The following is a 19850-nucleotide window of genomic DNA, read 5'->3' as shown; positions in this document are numbered from 1 at the left end:
CCTCCTCGATGTCTTAAGGCAATAATAGTTATTAATCCTGGCTGTCGCCAGCCGGAATCCGCCATCGTCGCCATTCCCCTGAACGACCGGGCGCGGCATAGAGGGGCCATGCCGCTTCAACCCACGCCCGATGATATCGCCGCCGCGCGCGAGGCGCTGGTCGCCGCCGATCCCGTCCTGGCGGCGGTGCACGCCCAGACGCCGCCGTTCGAATGGCGGCTGCGGGTCGGCGGGTTCGAAGGCCTGTTCCGCATGATCGTGGAGCAGCAGGTGTCGGTGGCCTCGGCCGCCTCGGTCTGGGCGCGGCTGCGCGAAGGTCTGGGCGAGATCACGCCCGAACGTCTGCTGGACCACGACCTGGAGCAACTACGCGGCATGGGCCTGTCGCGGCAGAAGGCGACCTATGGCCAGGGGATGGCGCGCGCCCAGATCGCCGGGGAGATCGACCTGGAGCATCTGTCGAACCTGGACGACCAGTCCGCCATTGCGGCCCTGACCGCGCTGAAGGGCGTGGGCCTATGGACGGCCGAGGCCTATCTGCTGATGTGCGAGGGGCGACTGGACGTGTTCCCGGGCGGGGACGTCGCCCTGCAGGAGGCGATCCGCTGGGCCGACGGAGCCGATGCCCGCCCCGATCAGAAGGCGGCCTACGCCCGCGCCGAAATATGGCGGCCCTATCGCGCCGTGGCGACCCATCTGCTGTGGGCGTGGCACACTGGCGTCAAGCGCGGCGAGATCCTGCGGGAGACGACGGCATGACCCCGCTCGACCCCGTCCTGAGCGAACCGCTGCGCAATCCCCAGACCGTTCTGTCGGCGCTGGATTTCGCGGGCGTGGCGGTGTTCGCCGCCACCGGCGCCCTGGCCGCCGCGCGCGAGAAACACGACGTCGTCACCTTCGCCTTCTTCGGCGCCATCACCGGCGTCGGGGGCGGCACGCTGCGCGACCTCTTGCTGGGTCTGCCGGTCTTCTGGGTCCAGGACTGGCGGTATGTCGCCGTCTGTCTGATCGCCTCGACGATCCTGTGGCTGATCGGCCAGCGGGACTGGCGGTTCCGGGCGCTGCTGTGGCTGGATGCGGTCGGGCTGGCGGCTTACGGCGTCATGGGCGCGGCCAAGGCCGAGGCGGCCGGCGCCCCGGCCCTGATCTGCATCGTCATGGGCACGCTGACCGCCTGTTTCGGCGGGGTGGTGCGCGACACCCTGGCGGGCCAGCCCTCCATCCTATTGCGGCGCGAGATCAACGTCACGGCGGCCATCCTGGCGGCCACGGTCTATATGGTCCTGCGGGCGCCGGGCGTCGGCGTCTGGCCCGCCGCGATCGCGGCCGCCCTGTGCGGCTTCATGCTGCGGGCGGCGGCCCTGCGGTGGGGATGGACGCTGCCGGGTTTCCCCGTTCGAAATTGAGGCGCGAACGTCGCGTCTTCGTCATGGCGACGTCTTCGAATCGCGCGTAGTCTTGGGCCGTCAGACTAGGGAAGGAGCCGCGTCTTCAGTCCTGTCGCCTCCATAACCTCCGCCGTCGGCGGGAGGGCCTGATGCAGGTTCTCCATCGACCCCCGTCCGGGTGGCCGGCCCTGGTGCTGAACGCCGACTTCCGACCCCTGTCCTACTATCCCCTGTCGCTGTGGCCGTGGGAGGAGGCCGTCAAGGCGGTCTATCAGGACCGGGTGGACGTGGTGTCCCTGTACGACAAGGTGGTGCGCTCTCCCTCGATGGAGATGCAGCTGCCCAGCGTGATCGCGCTGAAATCCTATGTCGATCAGGATCGCAGCCCCGCCTTCACCCGTTTCAATGTCTTTCTGCGCGACGGTTTCGCCTGCCAGTACTGCGGCCAGTCGACCGAACTCACCTTCGACCATGTGGTCCCGCGCTCTCAGGGCGGGCGCACGACCTGGGACAATATCGTCGCCGCCTGCAGCCCCTGCAATCTGGCAAAGGGCGGCCGCACCCCGCGCCAGGCCATGATGCCGATCCGCCGCGATCCCTATCGCCCAAACGCCTGGCAGCTTCAGGACGCGGGCCGCCGCTTCCCGCCGCATTACCTGCATCAGAGCTGGCTCGACTATCTCTACTGGGACATAGAGCTCGAACCTTAGGGTTCTTTTCAGTTGCTCGAAGTGCCTCAACGAAGGCGCCCTCGGCCGCAACCGGCGCTTGGGCTTGACGGGTCATGGAGTGGAAGAGTTGATTTGCCCGCGATTCGCTCCCACATCTGCCAGCGAACCCGGACAGGCCGGACAACCCCTATCGCGCTCGAGCCGCTCGACTCCGCGAGCCGAACGACAGCGTCCCAAGGAGCCACTTATGGCGACGGTAAAAGTTACCGACGAAAGCTTCGACGCCGACGTCCTGAAGGCCTCGACCCCGGTCCTGGTCGATTTCTGGGCCGAATGGTGCGGCCCGTGCAAACAGATCGGTCCCGCGCTGGAGCAGATCGCCGACGAACTGGGCGGCCAGGTCACGGTGGCCAAGGTCAATATCGACGACAGCCCCATGACCCCGTCCAAGCTGGGCGTGAAGGGCATCCCCACCCTGATGCTGTTCAAGGACGGCCAGATGACCTCGATGAAGGTCGGCGCCATGCCCAAGGGCAAAATCGTCGAATGGCTGGCCGAGGCCGGCGTCAAGGCCGACGCCTGATCCCCCTCCGCCGGAGATAAGATCGCGCCCGCCGGTTCCGACCGGCGGGCGTTTTTCATGCTAAGGATACCCCATGAGCGACCAGGACACGCCTGACGACATCCCCGGCGAAACGCCGGTGCAAAAGGCTCTGCGCCTGAAAAACGCCAAGCTGGCCGGTCGCCCCAAGCCGCCGCGCGGCGGCCGTTTCCAGCGCGAGCAGAACGCCCGGATCGAGGCCGGAAAGTCCCGACCCTGGATGAGCAAATAGCCCGCCTATTCTCAATCCCCGTTCCGGGGAGGGAAGGTCGGCGCTAATCCGGCCAGGTCGCTTGGCTGGCGCCCAGCACCTCGCCCGCCAGATACAGGGAGCCGCAGATGGCGACGCGGCCGGCGCCCAGGCGCAGGGCCAGGTCCAGCGCCTCGCCGACCGATCCGGCAGGCGTCGCCGCAAGCCCGTGACCGCGCGCCACGGCGGCCAGGGCGGCAGGATCGGCCGCCGCCCCGTCGAAGCCGACGGTGAAGACCGTGGCGTGACTGTCCTTCAGGGCCGCGAAGAAGCCGCCCGCGTCCTTGTTGGCCAGCATGCCGCAGATCAGGGCCAGGGGACGCGCCGCCCGCGCCTGCCGCTCGGCCAGGAAGGCGGCCAGCGCGCGTCCGGCGTGGGGATTGTGCCCGCCGTCCAGCCACAGTTCGGCCTCCGCCGCCCTGGCCGCCTCGCCATAAGGACCGGCCGAAAGCCGTTGCAGCCGCGCGGGCCAGCGCACGGTCCGCAGCCCCTCGGCGATCGCGGCTTCCGGCAGGTCCAGTTCGATGGCCGCCGCCACGGCCAGGGCCGCATTGTCGATCTGGTGCGCCCCCGCCAGGACCGGCGCCGGCAGGTCCATGAACAGGTCCGCCGTCTGGAAGGCCATGCCGCCCCGCTCGGCCCAGGCGTCGAAATCGACCCCCAGCACCGTCAGCCGCGCATGGACGTCGGCCGCGCGCCGTTCGATGGCCGCCATCGCCTCTTCCCGCTGTCGCGCGATCACCGCCGGCGCCCCGGCCTTCAGAACCCCCGCCTTCTCCGAGGCGATGCCGGCCAGATCGGTCCCCAGGAACTCGGCGTGGTCGTAGTCGACCGGCGCGATCACGCTGAGCAGCGGCCGTTCGATGACATTGGTGGCGTCCAGCACCCCGCCCAGGCCCACCTCGATGACGGCCAGATCGGCGGGCGTCTCGGACATGGCCAGGAAGGCGGCGGCGGTGGTGCTTTCGAACACCGTGGCCTCGCTGTCGGTCGCGGCCATGACCGCCTCGATCCGGTCCAGGATGGCGTTCAGAGCATCGTCTTCGATCAACCGGCCCGCCAGCCGTATCCGCTCGTTGAACCGCACCAGATGGGGCGAGGTATAGGCATGGACCCGCAGACCCGCCGCCTCGGCGATGGCCCGGATCAGGGCCACGGTCGATCCCTTGCCGTTGGTGCCCGCCACATGAACCACCGGCGGCAAGCGGTGCTGCGGATCGCCCAGGGCGGCGCACAGCGTCCTCATCCGGTCCAGGGACAGGTCGATCCGTTGCGGATGCCGCGCCCGCAGGCGCTCGGAGATCGGGTCCACGGCGGTCAGGCCGCCTGGCGCGTCCCGCCCATCAGCATGGACAGAATCTGGCCCAGGGTGCGCGGCAGGTCGGCGCGCGTCACCACCCTGTCCACCATGCCCTTTTCCTGCAGATATTCGGCGCGCTGGAAGCCGGGGGGCAGTTTCTCGCGGATGGTGGCCTCGATCACGCGCGGGCCGGCGAAGCCGATCAGGGCGCCCGGCTCGGCCAGATGCACGTCGCCCAGCATGGCGTAGGAGGCTGTCACCCCGCCCGTCGTCGGGTCGGTCAGGACCACGGCGTAGGGCAGTTTCGCTTGTTTCAGCTCCTCGACGGCCAGGGTGGTGCGCGCCATCTGCATCAGCGACAGGGCGCCCTCCTGCATCCGCGCGCCGCCGGCGGCGGTGAAACAGACCAGCGGCAGCTTGCGGGCCACGGCCTCGCGCGCGCCCTTGATGAAGGCCTCGCCCGCCGCCATGCCCAGCGACCCGCCCATGAAGGTGAAGTCCTGGACGATCACCACCGCCATCTGGCCGCCTACGGGGCCGACGCCGATGGCCATGGTGTCCTTGCGGCCCGCCGCCTTGCGCGCCGCGTTCAGCCGGTCCTTGTAGGATTTGCCGTCCGAGAATTTCAGCGGGTCCTCGGGCACGTCGGGGCTGTCGACGGCTTCGAACACGCCGCCGTCGAAGGTGGCCTTCAGCCGCGTCGGCGCATCGATCCGCATATGGCGGCCGGACGGCGTGACCCACAGGGCCGTCTCCAGGTCCGGCCGATACAGCATCTCGCCGCTGTCGGGGTCCTTGACCCACAGATTGTCGGGCGTATCTCGGCGCGAGACGATCTTGCGCACGCCGGGGGCGAAGCGGCTGAGCCAGCCGACGCGCTTTTCCTGAGGCTTGGTCTTGTCGTTCATCCGCGCGCTCTTAGACGGTTTCCGCCACGGAAGCACTAGTCACGACAGACCGCACGGCGTCGCCCAGGGCCTTGACCCGGGCCAGAACGCGCGGGGCGGCCGCTTCGTTCGCCTCCAGCGCGGCGGCCACCTCGTCCACCAGGGCCGAGCCCACCACCACCGCATCGGCCACCCTGGCGATGGCGGCGGCCCGTTCCGGCGTCTTGATGCCGAAGCCGACCGCGACCGGCAGGCCCGAGGCCGCCCGCACCCGCGCCACGGCCGGGGCCACTATATCGGCGTCCGCCTCCTTGACCCCGGTCACGCCCGCCACGGCGACATAATAGACGAAGCCCGACGTCCCCTGGACCACCACCTTCAGACGCGCGTCGTCCGAGGTCGGCGTCGCCAGGCGGATCAGCGCGATCGAAACCTTGTCCAGCGCCTGAACCAGCGGCCCGGCCTCTTCCGGCGGGCAGTCCACCACGATCAGCCCGTCGATGCCGCAGTCGGCCGCATAGCCGGCGAAAGCGTCGTAGCCCAGGCTCTCGATCGGGTTCAGATAGCCCATCAGCACGATCGGGGTGGCGTCGTCGCCCTTGCGGAACTCCCTGGCCAGATCCATCGTCGAGCGCAGGCCGAAACCGGCCGCCAGCCCCCGGATCGCCGCCTTCTGGATCGGCGGCCCCTCAGCCATCGGATCGCTGAACGGAAAGCCCAGCTCGATGATGTCCGCCCCGGCGGCCGGCAGCCCCTTCAGGATCGCCAGCGCCTCTTCGCGCGACGGATCGCCCCCCATCACATAGGGAATGAAGGCCGCACGGCCCTCGGCCTTCAGCGCCTTGAAGCGCGCCTCGATACGGGCGGTGGTCATTGGCTAACTCCTTGGCACCGCTCGTTTTCGACCATCATTCCGATGAACACCTTGTCGTTGGGGGCGGGCGCTTCGACGCGGCTGGTATCCCAGAACGCGACAAGCGTCAGACGCTCTGCACAGCGGTCCGCAGTCGCAGGACGTGTGAAGAACAGAGCGCTGGCGGCGCCGCCGGCTTCCTGCCAGCCGTGGCTCTGCGCATATCGGCTATATTCCCACATGATGTCGTTGGCGCGACGCATGGGCGCCGACACACAGGTCAACGGCGGCTGCTCGGGATCCGCAGGCATGACCTCAAGGCATTCCGGCGCCAGGCGCGCGCCACGCAGAATGGGGAAGTCCGCTTGGCCCGGCAGCAAAACGTCCGGTCCCATCGACGCCAGGAGATAAGCGCTCAGCAGGCTGGCGATCATTGCTGCGGCGATCCGCCGGCGGCAGGCGGCGGGGCGGCGGCGGCCGCGCACACGTCGCCGGGAATGGTGGCGAAGCCCAGATAGGCAGGCAGTTCGGCGACGGCGGTCTTGGTCGTGTCGTAGAAGGCGACCATCTGCATGCCGTCGCAGCCGCCGGCCACGCGGCGCTTGACGAAGACGACGCGGTTCTCGTCGCCGCCGGCCGCCAACCAGCCCTTGCTCGCCAGGTCGGCGATATAGCCGTCGGCCAGGGCGCCGATCTGGCCGAGTTGAGCCGTCACGCACCAGGCGCGCCCGGTCAGATTGTTCAGCGCCCCGCAATCGGGCGACAACTCGGCGCCGGGCAGCAGGCCGACACCGGCCGGCCCGCCCTGCGGCGCCGGCTGGGCCCCAGCCGGCGGCGGCGTCTGGACGGCGGCCTGGGCCTGGACGGCGGCGACGGACAGGGCGAGCGCGGCGCTCGCGGCCAGAAGAACAGACTTCACAATTCCACTCCCAGGTGTTTGGCGACTTGGAAGATGTCCTTGTCGCCGCGTCCCGACATCAACAGCACCACATCGCCGTTCTTGCCGACTTCCTTGGCGATCTCGCCAGTCCGCGCCAGGGCGTGGGCGGGTTCCAGGGCGGGAATGATCCCCTCCAGTTTGGAGCACAGCTGGAACGCCTCCAGCGCCTCGTCGTCTGTCGCCGACCGATATTCGGCCCGGCCGATGTCGTGCAGCCAGGCGTGTTCCGGCCCGATGCCCGGATAGTCCAGACCCGCCGAGATCGAATGCCCCTCGACGATGTTGCCGTCGTCGTCCTGAAGCAGATAGGTCCGGTTGCCGTGCAGCACGCCGGGCCGCCCGCCCTTCAGCGACGCCGCATGGTCGGGCGTGTCCAGGCCGTAACCCGCCGCCTCGACCCCGATCAGCCGCACGCCCTCGTCCTCGATGAAGGGGTGGAAGGCGCCGATGGCGTTCGATCCGCCGCCGATGCAGGCCACGACGGCCTGGGGCAGCTTGCCCATCTGGGCCAGCGACTGGGTCTTGATTTCCTTGCCGATGACCGACTGGAAGTCGCGCACCATGGCTGGGTACGGATGCGGCCCCGCCGCCGTGCCGATGATGTAATAGGTGTCCGAGACGTTCGTGACCCAGTCGCGCATCGCCTCGTTCATCGCGTCCTTCAGGGTCGCGGCTCCGGCGGTGACGGGAAAGACCTCGGTCCCCAGCAGCCGCATGCGGAAGACGTTCGGCTGCTGCCGCTCCACGTCCACCGCCCCCATATAGACGGTGCAGGGCAGGCCGAACCGCGCCGACACGGTCGCCGAGGCCACCCCGTGCTGACCCGCGCCGGTCTCGGCGATGATCCGGGTCTTGCCCATGCGACGGGCCAAGAGGATCTGGCCCATGCAGTTGTTGATCTTGTGCGCGCCCGTGTGGTTCAGGTCCTCGCGCTTCAGCCAGATATTGGCGCCGCCGAAATGCTCGGTCAGCCGTTCGGCGAAATACAGCGGGCTTTCGCGGCCGACATAGTGGGTCAGGAAACCGTCCAGCTCGGCCTGGAAGCTCGGGTCCGCCTTGGCCGCCTTATAGGCCGCATCCAGCTCGTGGATCAGCGGCATCAGGGTCTCGGCGACGAACTGCCCACCATAGGGACCGAACCGTCCCTTCGCGTCGGGCCAGGCGTAGGCGTTCGCCAGCGGGGCGGAATCGGCGGCTTGGAGAGGCGTCTGAGCGTTCACGGTTTCGACTTTCACGCGGGGAGGCGTCGCAATTACGACCGGCGCGCGTTTCGGATGAAGGCTGCGATCCGGTTGGCGTCCTTAACACCCGGCGCGCTTTCGACGCCAGAGGACACGTCCACCATCGGCGCCCCCGTGATCCGCAGCGCCTCGCCCACATTGTCGGGGTTCAGCCCGCCCGCCAGGAACCACGGATGGCGAAACGCCCGATCCGCCAGCAGGGTCCAGTCGAAACGATGTCCCACTCCGCCTGGCAGGGTCGAACCCTGGGGCGGCCTGGCGTCGAACATCAGATGGTCGGCGTGATAATCCCATTCGTCGGCGGCGGCGAAGTCGTCCGCCTGCCGGATCGGCAGGGCCTTGATGACCCCCGCCCCCGTGAGGGTCCGCACCCGTTCCGCCCGCGCCGGCGTCTCCGATCCATGCAGCTGGACGAAGTCGGGCCTCAGCGTCCGCGCGATCTCGTCCAACAGCGCGTCGTCGGGATCGACCGTCACCGCCACGATCCCGGCCCGCCCCCGCGCCCGCGCGAACAGTTCGGCCGCCGTATCGGGCGCGAGATGGCGCGGGCTTTTCGGGAACACCACCGCCCCGACGAAATCGGCCCCGCCGTCCAAGGCGGCGTCCAACGTCTCGCCCGTGGTCAAGCCGCAGATCTTGATCTTGGTGGTCATCCCTCGACCTGCGCGTCCGATCCCGCAGGCGTCAAGACCTTCAGCCCACGCTCTCGGGCGCCGCGAAAATCGAGGCGACCTCATCCGCCGTCGCCAGCCGCCACTGTCCGGGCGCCAGATCGGCCGGCAGGACCAGCCCGCCCAGCCGCTCGCGATGCAGGGTCTCGACGTGGTTGCCGACGGCGGCGAACATGCGCCGGACCTGATGATAGCGGCCCTCCGTCACCGTCAGCAGGGCCTCGGTCGGCGACACCACCTCCAGCACCGCCGGCGCTAGCGGCTTGTCCTCGCCCTCAAGCACCAGTTCGCCCGAGGCGAACAACGCGCCTTCCGTCCCCGCCAGCGGCCGCGCCAGCCCGGCCCGGTAAACCTTGGCCACATGGCGTTTGGGGCTGATGACCCGGTGCAGCAGGTCGCCGTCGTCGGTCAGCAGCAGCAGGCCCGTCGTCTGCTTGTCCAGCCGCCCGATGGTCGAGATCGCGGGATCGCGCCGACGCCACCGGTCGGGCAGGATGTCATAGACCAACGCCCCCTCCTCCTTGTGCGAACAGGTCATTCCGAGGGGCTTGTTCAACAGGATCACCAGTCCCGGCACGGGGTCCAGCGGCTCCCCGTCGATCTCCATCCGCGTCGGCAGGTCGGGCGTCACGGCGATCCGCCTGGACACGTCGGTCAGGTCCGCCCCGTCCAGCACGATCCCGCCCGCCCTGGTCATCCGCGCCATCTCGGCCCGCGAGCCATAGCCCATCGACCCCAGCAGGCGGTCGATGCGGGATGTGGGGGTCCTGCTCATGCGCCCACGCCCACACCCGTCATCCTAGGGCTTGTCCCTAGGATCCAGACTCCCGGTCTTTCCGCAGAGTACGCCGACTTCGACCACCGGGAGTCTGGATCCTCGCCACAGGGGCGAGGATGACGGACGTGGAGACACGCGCTCACTTCACCGCCTCGAAAAGCTTGTAGCCGCCCTCATCGGCGACGACGCGCACCCGCTTGAACGCCGCGTCCAGCTCCGCCTCATAGGGCAGGTGGCGGTTGGCCACGATCCAGGCGACGCCGCCCTTCTTCAGCAGGTCGGCCGCCTTGCGCACGAAGGCCTGGCCCAGCCGTCGGTCCTCGGCCCCGCCGTCGTGGAAGGGCGGATTGCTGACCACGAAATCCTTGTCGCCCTTGGCCTCCAGGGTGCGGGCGTCGGCCCACCAGACCTTGGCCCGTTCGTCCTTGACGTTCTCGCGCGCGGCGCGGATGGCGCGACGGTCCACGTCGACCAGTTTCAGCTTCGTCACCGCCGGCGAACGCAACACCACAGTCGCCAGGGCACCGTAGCCGCATCCCAGATCGACCCCCTCGCCCTTCATCGGCGGCAGATGCCGGGCCAGAAGCGCCGAGCCCGGATCGATCCGGTCCCAGGCGAATATCCCCGGCTGCGACCAGGCCTCCAGCCCCGGCGCGATCTGGGGTCCGCCCGCGGCGATGGCTTCGTCCAGCCCCGCGACCGTCTCTGGCCGAATGACGACGCAACGCCGGTGATGCGCCTTGGCCGTTTCGGCGACCTCCAGGCCGAAGCCCTTCAGCTCCTTGCCCAGGCGTGCGCCGCCCCGATCCTTGGGCGCCATGACGTCCAGCCGCCCGCCGACCTTCAGCGCCCTCAGCGCCAGGGCCAGCACATAGCGCCGCTCCAGCACGCCGGGCGGGGCGTAGATCATCGCCGCATCGGCCGATCCGGGCGCCTGCGCCTCCAGCGCCGCCGAATCCGGGATCAGGGGCGAGGTCTGGATCGCGTCGCCGGGCGGATCGAAGACGGCCGGCGGGCGGCCATAGAGCAGCGTGGTCATGGCCTCAGAACCCGGCTTGCAGCAGCACCAACCCCACGACCCCGACCACGATCCGCCACCAGGCGAAGACGCCGAACCCGCGCCTGGACACGAAATCAAGCAGGAACCGCACCACCGCCAGGGCCGCCAGGAAGGCCGTCACGAAACCGACCGCGATCAGGCCGACGTCGCTGAAGTCCAGCGTCCTGTGGTTCTTCAAAAGGTCATAGGCCACCGCCGCCCCCATGGTCGGCAGGGCCAGGAAGAAGCTGAACTCGGCCGCCGACCGCTTGTCGGTTTTCAGCAGCAGGCCGCCGGCGATGGTGGCGCCGGATCGCGACACGCCGGGGATCATGGCCAGGCACTGGAACAGGCCGATCAGGAAATAGATCCGCATCGGATAGGCCTCGGCGTCCAGCCACCGCGGCGTCTTGTCCATCCGGTCCAAGGCCAGCAGGATCACGCCGCCCACGATCAGGGCGATGCAGATCACCTGGGGCGTCTCGAACAGCACCTCCTTGATGAAGTCGTAGGCGGCAAAGCCGATCACCATCGCCGGCAGAAAGGCGACCAGGAGCCCGATCAGGAACCGCCGCGCCTCCGGGTCGAACGGCCAGCGCGTCGCCAGCGTCCACAGCTTCCTGAAATAGACGCTGACGATGGCCAGCAGCGCCCCCAGCTGGATGACGATCTCAAACGTTTTGCCCGCGCTCTCGAACCCCATGAAATGGCCCAGCAGCAGCATATGGCCGGTGGAGGACACCGGTATGAACTCGGTCAGCCCCTCGACCAGACCCAGGATGATGGCCGCCAGCCAGTCCGACATGAGAACCCCGAAAACACATGAACCCAAACGCCGCGCGCCCGGCCTGCCTGCCTTTAGCGCAATCGCCCCCGATTAGGCGAGCGGTTGGCTTTCCGCCACGATTGCGCGAGAAGAGGCGTCAAATGACGACGCCCGCCCCCGCCCCCGCGCCCCTGGAAGACGCCCATCTCGCCACGCGGCGCATCACCCGCCTGTCGGTGGGGGTGGCGGTGGCGCTGATCGCGCTCAAGGCGTTCGCCCTGGGCGCCTCCGGCTCGGTCTCCATCCTGGCCAGTCTGGCGGATTCGGCCCTGGACCTGGCGGCTTCCCTGACCACCTTCTTCGCCGTGCGCTGGGCCGCCGCCCCGCCGGACGAGGATCACCGCTACGGCCACGGCAAGGGCGAAGCCCTGGCCGCCCTGGTCCAGGCGGGTCTGGTCTTCGCCTCGGCCGTCTTCATCGGCTGGGAGGGGATGCAGCGCATCTTCGATCCCCGCCCCGTCACTGCCGGCGTCTGGGCGACCGGCGTCGTGGTCGCAGCCATCGCCATCACCGGCTGGCTGGTGTGGATGCAGACCCGGGCGCTGAAGAAGACCGGCTCCCTGGCCGTGGCCGGCGACCGCGCCCACTACGCCGCCGACCTGGCCGCCAATGTCGTGGTTCTGATCGGGGTGGCGTCGGGCGCCTTCCTGGGCGCGCCGGGGCTGGATGCGGCGGCCGGCGTGGTCGTCGCCGTCTGGCTGTTCTGGGGCGCGACCGGCATGTTGAAGGCCGCCGCCGATCACCTCCTGGACCGCGCCGCGCCAGAGGCCGACCGCGCCGCCGTCGCCCAGGCCGTCCTGGCCGACCCGCGCGTGTCGGGCGTGCATCAGTTGCGCACCCGCATGGTCGGGCCGGTGATGATGGTCCAGATGCACGTCGATCTGGACGGCGCCCTGACGCTGGACGCCGCCCACGCCATCGTGGTCGAGGCCGAACGCCGGGTGTTGGAGCGGTTCCCCGCCGCCGACATCCTGATCCACGCCGATCCGCGCGGCCTCGCCCGCCCCTCGGCCCCGGCCGCCGAACCGGCCGCCGCCGCATCGCCGACCGAGGCCTTGACCGAAGCCCCCTCCGCCCCCGTCGCCAAGGGCCCCTGGTCCTGACGCGGTAAACGGCGATTTAACGGGTCGGGGCGCATCAAGCCGCGATGGCCGATCCTTGCGTTCTCTTCCACTTCGCCTTCCAGCCCGCCTCGCGCGCCGCGCGCCTGGCGCTGGGCGAGGCGCGGATCGACTGGACCGATACGCCCGTCCGTCCGTGGGAGGACGACTGTCCGGTCAACGACTTCAATCCTTCGGGCCTGCCGCCGGTGATCCAGACCAGCGACCGGGGCCGCCCCCTGACCCTGTGCGAACTGCCCGCCGTCCTGGGCTGGGTCGAGGATCAGCAGAAGGGGCCGCTGCTCCTTCCCGCCGACGCGGGCGAACGGGCCGAGGCGCGCCGCCTGACCGGCTGGTTCGAGCGCCGGTTCACCGATGAGGTCGACGCCGTTCTGCTGCACGAGCGGATGGAGAAACCCCTGCTCAAGCTCGGCCCGCCCGAGGCCCGCGCCCTGCGCGACGGCCGCGACGCCCTGAAATCCCACCTGGCGATGCTGGAAGACCTGGTCGCCGCCCGCGACTGGCTGGCCGGGCGCCGCCTGTCCCAGGCCGACCTGATCGCCGCCGCGCATCTGTCGGTGCTGGACTACTTCGGCGAAATCCCCTGGCAGACCTGGCCCGCGCTGAAGACCTGGTACTCCAAGCTGAAATCCCGCCCCTGTTTCCGCCCCCTGCTGGCGGATCGGTTCGTCGGCGTGCCGCCGTCGGGGTGGTATGCGGATCTGGATTTCTAAAGCGCCTCGGCGTTCAGCCGCGCGATCCACAGCCTGGCGCGTCCCGCCAGTTCGTCCTTGCGTCGCAGATCGGAAATGTCCTCGGGCAGACGGTCCAGCTGTTCGAAGCGGAAATCCTCGGGCGAATGCGCCGTCCACGCCGCCTGAAGCGACCGGTACGGGCTGCCGCCGTGGCGCAGCGCAAACCACAGGCCGTTCTGTTCGGTGTCGATGTGGCGGCTCTTGCCGACCCAGACCTGGCCCGTCGCACTGCAGATCACGGCGTAGATTCCGGCGATGGTCGGCCGCTCCTTGTATTCGGCGATCAGGGCCTTGCGGCTTGTGGTCATGGCGGCTTTCCCTATTATCCGGGTATTATCCTAGGCATTAAATTTATCCGGGTAAATATATGGACGACGAAATTCGCCAGCTGGTCCTGTTCGACGGCCCGGAGCGGATCGCCAAGGGACCGGAAGCGGCGGTGTCGGCCGCCTTCCAGACCGCCCTGTCGGCCTCGCCCCAGGCGTCGCTGCGCGTCTTCGACCTGGGGACCGGCCGTCCGGTCGATCTCGATCTGCGGCCGACGCCCCCGCCCCGACGCGGCCGCCCGCGCCTGGGCGTCGCCGCGCGCGAGGTCACGCTTCTGCCCCGGCATTGGGACTGGTTGGCGACCCAGCCGGGCGGGGCCTCGGCCGCCCTGCGTCGGCTGGTGGAACAGGCGCGCAAGATCGGCGCGGACGACGATGCGCGCCGCCGACGCACCGACGCCGCCTATGGCTTCATGGTCGAAATGGCCGGCGACGCCCCCGATTTCGAAGAGGCCAGCCGCGCCCTGTTCGCCGCCGACCGCGAGCGTCTGATCGCCCTGATCGCGCCCTGGCCTGCGGATGTCCGGGCGCAGATCATCGAACTGTTCGACGGCGCGGCCCCGCCGACTGACGCCTGTTGCGCGTAAACGCCGAGATCGAATTCTGTGCTATCCCCCGCCCCGTGTCCGACCGCCTGAAAACCTTCATCCGCCAGCGCGCGGCCGAGCTGGGCTTCGATGTCTGCAGGTTCGCCTCGGCGGCCGACGCCTGGCCGGCGGGCGAGCGGTTGCGCGCCTTCGTGGATGCGGGCCGGCATGGCGACATGGACTGGATGCAGACCACGCTGGATCGCCGCCAGCACCCGACCGCCATGTGGGACGGGGCCAGGACCGCCATCGTCCTGGGCATGAACTACGGCCCCGAGGAGAACCCGCTGGATCAGCTGGCCGACCGCTCGGCCGGCTATATCGCGGTCTATGCGCGCGGCGACGACTACCACGAGGTCATCAAGGGCCGGCTGAAACAGCTGGCGGGCCAGATCGCGGCCCGCAACGGCGCTGACATCAAGGTCTTTGTCGACACCGCCCCCCTGATGGAAAAGCCGCTGGCCCAGCGCGCCGGCCTGGGCTGGCAGGGCAAACACACCAATCTGCTCAGCCGCACCCACGGCAACTGGCTGTTCCTGGGGACCATACTGACCGCCGCCGAGATCGAACCGGACGAGGCCGAGACAGAACATTGCGGCCGCTGCACCGCCTGCCTGGACGCCTGCCCGACCAACGCCTTCCCGGCCCCCTTCCAACTCGACGCCCGGCGCTGCCTGTCCTATCTGACCATCGAATTCGCCGAGCCTTGGCCGGTCGAGTTCCGCACCCTGACCGGATCGCGCATCTATGGCTGCGACGACTGTCTGGCCGTCTGTCCCTGGAACAAGTTCGCCCAGCAAGCGCGCGAAATCCGGCTGGCGTCCCGCCCGGCCTTCGAAAGTCCGCGCCTGCATGACCTGCTGGCGCTGGACGACGCGGCGTTTCGCGCCCTGTTCGCCAAAAGCCCGGTCAAGCGGATCGGCCGCGACCGTTTCCTGAGAAACGTTCTCTACGCTGTCGGCAATTCGCAGGACGTGGCCCTGATCGCCCCGGCGCAGGCGCTCTTGGCCGACCTCTCGCCCCTGGTGCGCGGCGCCGCCGTCTGGGCGCTGTCGCGGCTGATGACGGGAGAGGCTTTCGCGGCCCTGTCCCAGACGACGACCGAGGCCGACCCCCAGGTCCTGACCGAATGGCGACGGCCCCGACCTGCATAACCGCCGCGAACCGCGGATCCTCAGCCCATGCCGATTCCGACGCCCGATCCGCCGCCGGGCGCCTTGGCTACGTCCAGCAGTTTCAGCCGGAAGATCAGCACCGAATTGGCCGGAATCTTGGGATTGCCCTGTTCGCCATAGCCCAGTTCGGGCGGCACATAGAGCAGCCATTCGTCGCCGACGCGCATCTTCTGCAGCGCCTCCGTCCAGCCCTTGACCACCTCTTCCGGGGTGAAGATCGCCGGCGCCCCGCGCGCGAACGAGCTGTCGAACACGGTGTTGTCGACCAGCTTGCCCTCGTAATCGACCTTGACCAAGTCGTTGCGGTCCGGGCTGACCCCGCCGGCAGGGCCGGACTGGATCACCTTGTACTGCAGGCCGCTGGGCAAGGTCTGGACGCCCTCCGCCTTGGCGTTCTTCGCCATGAAGGCGGCCGCCTCGGCCTTGCCCGCGTTGGGATCGACCGGCTCGGCCCGGCCGCAGCCCGCCAGCAGCAGGCCGCCCAAAAAGCTGGAGAGCAGCGCCGCCCTAACCCATCCGAAGTTCATAGCCGCGTTCCTTCAAGGCCTCGCCGATCTCGTCGGCGTGGGCGCTATCGCGCGTTTCGACCATGATGTCGAACTCGGCGCCCTTGGCCGGCACGTCCAAAGCCAGACGGTTGTGGACCACGTCGATGATGTTGCCGCCCAGGCCGCCGATCACCGCCGCCATCGCCGACAGCATCCCCGGCCGGTCGTCGCCCAGGATGCGATAGACCAGCAATCTCCGTTCACGGACCATCTCGCGGTTCAGCACCACCGCCAGCATCCGCGCATCGATGTTGCCGCCCGTCAGTTCGATCCCGACCTTCATCCCCTTGAACCGCTCGGGATTGCGCAACAGCACGGCCAGCCCCCCGGCCCCGGCGCCCTCGCACACAGTCTTCTCCAGCGTGGCCATGTAGGAGACGCCGCGTTCGAAATCGGCCTCGTCCGCCACGAAGACCTCGTCGATCAGCGGGTCCGCCAGGGCGAAGGGGATGTCGCCCACCGCCTTGATGGCGATCCCTTCGGCGATGGTCTGTCCGGTGCAGACCGGCGGCAGCCCCGCCCGCTTGGCGGTGAAGGAGGGATAGCGCGCAGCCTCCACCCCATAGACCTGGATGTCCGGCTTGATCGCTTTGGCGGCGATGGCGCAGCCCGCGATCAGGCCGCCGCCGCCGATCGGCACGATCAGAGCCTCGATTTCGGGCGCGTCCTCCAGGAACTCGATGGCGCAGACGCCCTGGCCCGCCACGATCCCCTCGTCGTCGAAGGCCGAGACGAAGACAAAGCCCTTCTCGGCCTCCAGCCGCTTGGCCTCCTCGGTCGAGCTGGTGAAGTCCAGGCCGTGGATCACCACCGTCGCGCCGTGCGAGCGGGTGCCGTTGATCTTGGCGAAGGGGGTGCCTTCGGGCATGACGATGGTGACGGGCACGCCCAGCCGTCCGCCGTGATAGGCCAGGGCCTGGGCGTGGTTGCCGGCGCTGGCGGCCACCACGCCGCGCCTGCGCTCGTCCTCGCTCAGCAGCAGCAGGCGGTTCAGCGCCCCGCGCTCCTTGAAACTGCCGGTGAAGTGCAGATTGTCGAACTTGACCCAAACCTCGGCCCCGGTCAGCTGCGACAGCCGGCGGGAGTAGCGGGTCGGGGTGTGGTCGACCTGGCCGGCGATCCGGGCGCGGGCGGCTTGGATATCGGCGAAGGCGACGGTCATGCGGCGGTTTCCGGACTATCGCCTCGAAGGCGGGCGAGTTGATCGGCGCCTGTTTCGCGCGTTGTCGCCTTGCGGTCCAGAGCCAGGCGATCTTGGGCGTGGAAGTCCCCGCCGCGCCTGTGCGATAGTGGCGACGGTCGTCCCCTGCGACCCCGAAACGCACGCCCCTCGAACGGCCGGATCGAACGGCCGTCCCATTGCCCGGAGGAACGCCCATGTCGATTCGCTCTCTCGCCGCCCCCAGACCGGCTCTTGCCCTGGCGCTTGTCCTGTCGGCGGCGGCCCTGTCCGCCTGCGCGCCCACGGCGGGAAGCGGCGCCCTGCCGACCGCCGGCCCGGCCGCCTTCGACGAAGCCGACTTCGCCTGGTCCCAGGCCGCTGGCCGCAACAGCATCCAGGGCCGGATCGCCTTCGCCCAGGACGGCAAGGCCTTTTCCTGCGTGGCCAACGTCGGCCTGACGCCGGACACCCCCTACACCCGCGCGCGCTTTCGCACCCTGTACGGCTCGACCGAGCGCGCGGCCGTGCCCGCCGCCGTCGTTCGCGCCCGCACCGTGGCGGACGCCAACGCCAACTATTCGACCTACGTCCGCGACACGCGTTGCCAAGACGGCCGATTCCAGTTCGACGGCCTGCCGGACGGCGGCTGGTTCGTGATCGCCCCGGTCAAGGCCGATGGCGACCCCATCGTCCTGATGCGCCATGTGCAGACGCGCGGCGGACGTGTCGTCGCCCTGACCCTGTGACCCGCCTATTACTGTGACTCCGGCGCCTGGGGGGCGCAAAGATGCGACCCCGGTAACGCGGGTCGCCATCTTCTGGCCGCGAGCGCCCCGGAGTGATCGGGCGATCTGCGGCAGTTCGGGGAGCGTTTCTTGTCCCAACACAACATCATCGGGTCCGAGGCCTTCACCCGCGGGCCTTCGGTCATCATCCGCAAATACAAGTCCGGCGGCATGCGCCGGCGGCGCGTCAGGACGGCGGCTGCCTTCATCGCCGGCGCCGGCGTCATGTTGGCGGCCGGCCTGATCGCCGCCGTGGCGATCTATGGGCCGGCCCTGGCCAGTTAGAGGCCCCCAGCAGGCCTTAGGCCAGCCAGACCATCATCCGCGTATCGGCCTGGGCGCCCCGGGCCAGGCTCCACGCCCGGCGCGTCTCGCCGGTGTAGAGGAAGCCGGCCTTCTCCAGAACGCGGCCGGACGCCGGATTGTCGGCGAAGTGTCCGGCGACCAAGGCCCGGCGCTTCCACTTGCGGCTGGCCCAGACCAGAGCGGCGTCCAGCGCCTCGGTGGCGAAACCCCGACCCCAGTAGTCCCGACCGATCCAGTAACCCGTCTCCGGGACCCGATCCTCGCCCTCGAACAGGCCGATCACGCCGATTGGACCGACGTCCTCGTGGTCGATGACGAAGGTGTTGGCGCGCGCCGGATCCTGCGACGCGACCTGCAGCACGAAGTCGTCGGCGTCGCGGACCTGAAACGGGTGAGGCATCCGCTTGGTCATGCGCGCGATGTCCAGGTCGTTGGCCAGGGCGGCGATGCGCGGCGCATCCTGGGGCGCGGGCGCGCGCAGCACCAGACGCCGCGTCTCGACGACGGGAGAGGTTTCAATGACGCACATGGCGATCGCCTCGTTCTTCGACCATCTCCTTGAAGGGCTCGGACGGTCTTCGAGGCGGGGAACGCAAACGGGGAGCCTGGTGATCCAGACTCCCCGCGGAATATTTCCCTGGTCCGGATCGGCTGCTGTCGTGAGCAACGCGATCCGGTGAAATCCAGACTGCGTTACTCGGCGGCCATCGCCTGAGCGGCGTCGTCGTTGGCCGCGAGGATCGACACGTAACAACGGCCGCCGCGCTTGGTGGTGAACTTCACGGCGCCCGGCGTCAGGGCGAACAAGGTGTGATCGCGGCCCATGCCGATGTTCTCGCCAGGATGGAAGGTGGTGCCGCGCTGGCGCACGATGATGTTGCCGGCCAGCACGCGCTCGCCGCCATACTTCTTCACGCCCAAGCGCTTCGACTCGGAGTCGCGACCGTTACGCGACGAACCACCGGATTTCTTGTGAGCCATCTTGCCGCTCCTTCTTGGTGCGCTACCGGCCGTTCGGCCTGCTTGAGCGCGTCCATGATATCATATGGCGCCATGAAGCGCCGGTGAATGTCTTAGGCTTCGTCGCCGGCGGCTTCCGCCTTGGGCGCGGCCTTCTTCTTGGCCGGGGCCTTTTTGGCGGGAGCCGAGCTCTCGACCACGGCACCCTTGACCTCGGCGCCGTCCACGTCCGTCACGACCGTCTCAGTCGAACCCAGCGAGGAGGTGTCGCCGCGCGCAGCCAGGTTGCGGGCCCGCATGTTGATCTCGGCCTTGGTGGTCAGTTCGACCTTGCCGTCCCATTTGGCGGTTTCGCCGGCGCCTTCGATGCCGGTGATGCGAAGGACCGATTCCATCTGGCGGTGGCCGTTGGTGCGGCGATAGCCCTGGCGACGGGTCTTCTTGAAGATCTTGATCTTCTCGCCCTTGCGGGTCTCGACCAGGGTCGCGCCGACGAAGGCGCCGTCGATCAGCGGGGCGCCCAGGGTCACGCCCTTGTCGCCGCCCAGCATCAGGACGCTGTCGAACTTCAGCTCGGCGCCGGCGTCGCCGTCGAGCTTTTCGACGACGATGGTGTCGCCCGGTTGAACCCGGTACTGCTTGCCGCCGGTCTTGATCACCGCGTACATGTTGAAGCCTCAGCGCAAACGCAAAAAAGAATG

General features: G+C 69.1%; 27 protein-coding genes. 11 read left to right on the top strand and 16 right to left on the bottom strand.

Translation table 11 applies throughout. The features are described from left to right. Positions 1–108 precede the first annotated feature (108 nt). The 5 genes from AC0L6G_RS14095 (at position 109) to AC0L6G_RS14075 (ending at position 2892) form a co-directional block, all read left to right on the top strand. The gene (locus AC0L6G_RS14095; RefSeq protein ID WP_293824571.1) at positions 109–759 is read left to right on the top strand and encodes a DNA-3-methyladenine glycosylase family protein; all 651 of its coding nucleotides are present in this window, start codon (positions 109–111) and stop codon (positions 757–759) included. After that, entirely contained in the window at positions 756–1406 is a 651-nt protein-coding gene (locus tag AC0L6G_RS14090) for a trimeric intracellular cation channel family protein (RefSeq protein ID WP_291537166.1), read from the top strand. Before AC0L6G_RS14095 ends, AC0L6G_RS14090 begins: the two co-directional genes overlap by 4 nt. Before the next feature lie 131 nt (positions 1407–1537). Then, positions 1538–2098: an HNH endonuclease gene (locus tag AC0L6G_RS14085; RefSeq protein WP_293824573.1), complete on the top strand. Its 561-nt coding sequence runs from the start codon at positions 1538–1540 to the stop codon at positions 2096–2098. Positions 2099–2306: 208 nt separating this feature from the next. Further along, positions 2307–2642 (top strand): thioredoxin, encoded by a 336-nt coding sequence (trxA, locus tag AC0L6G_RS14080; protein ID WP_292073037.1) that lies wholly within the window; start codon positions 2307–2309, stop codon positions 2640–2642. A 73-nt stretch (positions 2643–2715) separates the two neighbouring features. Then, on the top strand, positions 2716–2892 hold the full coding sequence (locus tag AC0L6G_RS14075) for a hypothetical protein (protein WP_291537160.1): 177 nt from the start codon (positions 2716–2718) through the stop codon (positions 2890–2892). A 43-nt stretch (positions 2893–2935) separates the two neighbouring features. Here AC0L6G_RS14075 and AC0L6G_RS14070 read toward each other — a convergent pair whose 3' ends face one another. From AC0L6G_RS14070 to AC0L6G_RS14025, 10 genes are all read right to left on the bottom strand, one after another. After that, on the bottom strand, positions 2936–4222 hold the full coding sequence (locus AC0L6G_RS14070) for a bifunctional folylpolyglutamate synthase/dihydrofolate synthase (RefSeq protein ID WP_293827892.1): 1287 nt from the start codon (positions 4220–4222) through the stop codon (positions 2936–2938). A gap of 5 nt (positions 4223–4227) precedes the next feature. Next, positions 4228–5118, bottom strand: coding sequence for an acetyl-CoA carboxylase carboxyltransferase subunit beta (locus AC0L6G_RS14065; protein ID WP_293827894.1), 891 nt, complete (start codon positions 5116–5118; stop codon positions 4228–4230). A 10-nt stretch (positions 5119–5128) separates the two neighbouring features. Next, positions 5129–5971 (bottom strand): tryptophan synthase subunit alpha, encoded by an 843-nt coding sequence (trpA, locus tag AC0L6G_RS14060; RefSeq protein ID WP_293827896.1) that lies wholly within the window; start codon positions 5969–5971, stop codon positions 5129–5131. Next, entirely contained in the window at positions 5968–6384 is a 417-nt protein-coding gene (locus AC0L6G_RS14055; protein ID WP_293827898.1) for a hypothetical protein, read from the bottom strand. The genes trpA and AC0L6G_RS14055 overlap by 4 nt, the downstream gene beginning before the upstream one ends. After that, positions 6381–6869, bottom strand: a complete 489-nt coding sequence (locus tag AC0L6G_RS14050) for a hypothetical protein (RefSeq protein ID WP_293827900.1) — start codon at positions 6867–6869, stop codon at positions 6381–6383. Before AC0L6G_RS14050 ends, AC0L6G_RS14055 begins: the two co-directional genes overlap by 4 nt. Next, positions 6866–8068 carry a tryptophan synthase subunit beta gene (trpB, locus tag AC0L6G_RS14045; RefSeq protein WP_293827910.1) on the bottom strand — a complete coding sequence of 401 codons (1203 nt, stop codon included), beginning with the start codon at positions 8066–8068 and terminating at the stop codon, positions 6866–6868. Before trpB ends, AC0L6G_RS14050 begins: the two co-directional genes overlap by 4 nt. A 74-nt stretch (positions 8069–8142) precedes the next feature. Beyond that, the gene (locus AC0L6G_RS14040) at positions 8143–8784 is read right to left on the bottom strand and encodes a phosphoribosylanthranilate isomerase (RefSeq protein WP_293827902.1); all 642 of its coding nucleotides are present in this window, start codon (positions 8782–8784) and stop codon (positions 8143–8145) included. Positions 8785–8824: 40 nt separating this feature from the next. Beyond that, positions 8825–9577 (bottom strand): pseudouridine synthase, encoded by a 753-nt coding sequence (locus AC0L6G_RS14035; protein ID WP_293827903.1) that lies wholly within the window; start codon positions 9575–9577, stop codon positions 8825–8827. A 142-nt stretch (positions 9578–9719) separates the two neighbouring features. After that, positions 9720–10619, bottom strand: a complete 900-nt coding sequence (locus AC0L6G_RS14030) for a class I SAM-dependent methyltransferase (protein WP_293827905.1) — start codon at positions 10617–10619, stop codon at positions 9720–9722. Between the two features lie 4 nt (positions 10620–10623). Then, positions 10624–11424, bottom strand: a complete 801-nt coding sequence (locus AC0L6G_RS14025) for an undecaprenyl-diphosphate phosphatase (RefSeq protein ID WP_293827906.1) — start codon at positions 11422–11424, stop codon at positions 10624–10626. Positions 11425–11546: 122 nt separating this feature from the next. Between AC0L6G_RS14025 and AC0L6G_RS14020 the strand changes: the two genes are divergently transcribed. After that, complete coding sequence (locus AC0L6G_RS14020) at positions 11547–12548, top strand: cation diffusion facilitator family transporter (RefSeq protein WP_291537147.1); 1002 nt, start codon at positions 11547–11549, stop codon at positions 12546–12548. Between the two features lie 44 nt (positions 12549–12592). Then, entirely contained in the window at positions 12593–13279 is a 687-nt protein-coding gene (gene fzlA, locus AC0L6G_RS14015) for an FtsZ-binding protein FzlA (protein ID WP_291537146.1), read from the top strand. On the opposite strand, the gene AC0L6G_RS14010 is transcribed toward fzlA, so the two are convergent. Then, on the bottom strand, positions 13276–13608 hold the full coding sequence (locus AC0L6G_RS14010) for a GIY-YIG nuclease family protein (RefSeq protein ID WP_291537145.1): 333 nt from the start codon (positions 13606–13608) through the stop codon (positions 13276–13278). The genes fzlA and AC0L6G_RS14010 overlap by 4 nt on opposite strands. Positions 13609–13667: 59 nt before the next feature. Between AC0L6G_RS14010 and AC0L6G_RS14005 the strand changes: the two genes are divergently transcribed. Both AC0L6G_RS14005 and queG read left to right on the top strand, forming a co-directional pair. Further along, positions 13668–14213, top strand: coding sequence for a DUF2239 family protein (locus AC0L6G_RS14005; RefSeq protein WP_293827967.1), 546 nt, complete (start codon positions 13668–13670; stop codon positions 14211–14213). Positions 14214–14248: 35 nt separating this feature from the next. Further along, a complete protein-coding gene (gene queG, locus AC0L6G_RS14000; RefSeq protein ID WP_293827969.1) occupies positions 14249–15367 on the top strand; it encodes a tRNA epoxyqueuosine(34) reductase QueG in 1119 nt (372 codons plus the stop codon). Positions 15368–15387: 20 nt separating this feature from the next. Here queG and AC0L6G_RS13995 read toward each other — a convergent pair whose 3' ends face one another. Beyond that, positions 15388–15915, bottom strand: a complete 528-nt coding sequence (locus tag AC0L6G_RS13995; protein WP_293827970.1) for an FKBP-type peptidyl-prolyl cis-trans isomerase — start codon at positions 15913–15915, stop codon at positions 15388–15390. Further along, positions 15896–17098, bottom strand: coding sequence for a threonine ammonia-lyase (locus AC0L6G_RS13990; protein ID WP_293827971.1), 1203 nt, complete (start codon positions 17096–17098; stop codon positions 15896–15898). The genes AC0L6G_RS13995 and AC0L6G_RS13990 overlap by 20 nt, the downstream gene beginning before the upstream one ends. Before the next feature lie 215 nt (positions 17099–17313). On the opposite strand from AC0L6G_RS13990, the gene AC0L6G_RS13985 reads away from it, so the two are divergent. Both AC0L6G_RS13985 and AC0L6G_RS13980 read left to right on the top strand, forming a co-directional pair. Beyond that, the gene (locus tag AC0L6G_RS13985) at positions 17314–17844 is read left to right on the top strand and encodes a hypothetical protein (protein WP_293827972.1); all 531 of its coding nucleotides are present in this window, start codon (positions 17314–17316) and stop codon (positions 17842–17844) included. Positions 17845–17973: 129 nt separating this feature from the next. Beyond that, positions 17974–18168 carry a hypothetical protein gene (locus AC0L6G_RS13980; protein ID WP_291537137.1) on the top strand — a complete coding sequence of 65 codons (195 nt, stop codon included), beginning with the start codon at positions 17974–17976 and terminating at the stop codon, positions 18166–18168. 16 nt (positions 18169–18184) lie between these two features. Here the strand turns inward: AC0L6G_RS13980 and AC0L6G_RS13975 are convergent, their stop codons facing one another. The 3 genes from AC0L6G_RS13975 to rplU all read right to left on the bottom strand — a co-directional run bounded on the left by AC0L6G_RS13975 (position 18185) and on the right by rplU (position 19817). Beyond that, positions 18185–18718 carry a GNAT family N-acetyltransferase gene (locus tag AC0L6G_RS13975; protein ID WP_293827974.1) on the bottom strand — a complete coding sequence of 178 codons (534 nt, stop codon included), beginning with the start codon at positions 18716–18718 and terminating at the stop codon, positions 18185–18187. A 164-nt stretch (positions 18719–18882) separates the two neighbouring features. Continuing rightward, a complete protein-coding gene (gene rpmA, locus AC0L6G_RS13970; protein ID WP_291537135.1) occupies positions 18883–19170 on the bottom strand; it encodes a 50S ribosomal protein L27 in 288 nt (95 codons plus the stop codon). Between the two features lie 92 nt (positions 19171–19262). Further along, positions 19263–19817, bottom strand: coding sequence for a 50S ribosomal protein L21 (gene rplU / locus AC0L6G_RS13965; protein WP_293827976.1), 555 nt, complete (start codon positions 19815–19817; stop codon positions 19263–19265). Positions 19818–19850 lie beyond the last annotated feature (33 nt).

The sequence above is a fragment of the Brevundimonas sp. D3-1P genome (assembly GCF_055809335.1).
Note: the sequence above shows the minus strand (reverse complement) of the source record. Positions and strands in the feature narration are given on the sequence as shown.

Coding starts and splice junctions, on each gene's coding strand:
- AC0L6G_RS14095 (WP_293824571.1), top strand. CDS start 109: ATGCCGCTTCAACCCACGCCCGATGATATCGCCGCCGCGCGCGAGGCG.
- AC0L6G_RS14065 (WP_293827894.1), bottom strand. CDS start 5,118: ATGAACGACAAGACCAAGCCTCAGGAAAAGCGCGTCGGCTGGCTCAGC.
- AC0L6G_RS13975 (WP_293827974.1), bottom strand. CDS start 18,718: ATGTGCGTCATTGAAACCTCTCCCGTCGTCGAGACGCGGCGTCTGGTG.
- AC0L6G_RS14020 (WP_291537147.1), top strand. CDS start 11,547: ATGACGACGCCCGCCCCCGCCCCCGCGCCCCTGGAAGACGCCCATCTC.
- AC0L6G_RS14040 (WP_293827902.1), bottom strand. CDS start 8,784: ATGACCACCAAGATCAAGATCTGCGGCTTGACCACGGGCGAGACGTTG.
- AC0L6G_RS14005 (WP_293827967.1), top strand. CDS start 13,668: ATGGACGACGAAATTCGCCAGCTGGTCCTGTTCGACGGCCCGGAGCGG.
- AC0L6G_RS14075 (WP_291537160.1), top strand. CDS start 2,716: ATGAGCGACCAGGACACGCCTGACGACATCCCCGGCGAAACGCCGGTG.
- AC0L6G_RS14025 (WP_293827906.1), bottom strand. CDS start 11,424: ATGTCGGACTGGCTGGCGGCCATCATCCTGGGTCTGGTCGAGGGGCTG.
- AC0L6G_RS13995 (WP_293827970.1), bottom strand. CDS start 15,915: ATGAACTTCGGATGGGTTAGGGCGGCGCTGCTCTCCAGCTTTTTGGGC.
- trpA (WP_293827896.1), bottom strand. CDS start 5,971: ATGACCACCGCCCGTATCGAGGCGCGCTTCAAGGCGCTGAAGGCCGAG.
- AC0L6G_RS14055 (WP_293827898.1), bottom strand. CDS start 6,384: ATGATCGCCAGCCTGCTGAGCGCTTATCTCCTGGCGTCGATGGGACCG.
- AC0L6G_RS13985 (WP_293827972.1), top strand. CDS start 17,314: ATGTCGATTCGCTCTCTCGCCGCCCCCAGACCGGCTCTTGCCCTGGCG.
- trxA (WP_292073037.1), top strand. CDS start 2,307: ATGGCGACGGTAAAAGTTACCGACGAAAGCTTCGACGCCGACGTCCTG.
- fzlA (WP_291537146.1), top strand. CDS start 12,593: ATGGCCGATCCTTGCGTTCTCTTCCACTTCGCCTTCCAGCCCGCCTCG.
- AC0L6G_RS13990 (WP_293827971.1), bottom strand. CDS start 17,098: ATGACCGTCGCCTTCGCCGATATCCAAGCCGCCCGCGCCCGGATCGCC.
- AC0L6G_RS14085 (WP_293824573.1), top strand. CDS start 1,538: ATGCAGGTTCTCCATCGACCCCCGTCCGGGTGGCCGGCCCTGGTGCTG.
- AC0L6G_RS14010 (WP_291537145.1), bottom strand. CDS start 13,608: ATGACCACAAGCCGCAAGGCCCTGATCGCCGAATACAAGGAGCGGCCG.
- rpmA (WP_291537135.1), bottom strand. CDS start 19,170: ATGGCTCACAAGAAATCCGGTGGTTCGTCGCGTAACGGTCGCGACTCC.
- AC0L6G_RS14035 (WP_293827903.1), bottom strand. CDS start 9,577: ATGAGCAGGACCCCCACATCCCGCATCGACCGCCTGCTGGGGTCGATG.
- AC0L6G_RS14090 (WP_291537166.1), top strand. CDS start 756: ATGACCCCGCTCGACCCCGTCCTGAGCGAACCGCTGCGCAATCCCCAG.
- rplU (WP_293827976.1), bottom strand. CDS start 19,817: ATGTACGCGGTGATCAAGACCGGCGGCAAGCAGTACCGGGTTCAACCG.
- AC0L6G_RS14030 (WP_293827905.1), bottom strand. CDS start 10,619: ATGACCACGCTGCTCTATGGCCGCCCGCCGGCCGTCTTCGATCCGCCC.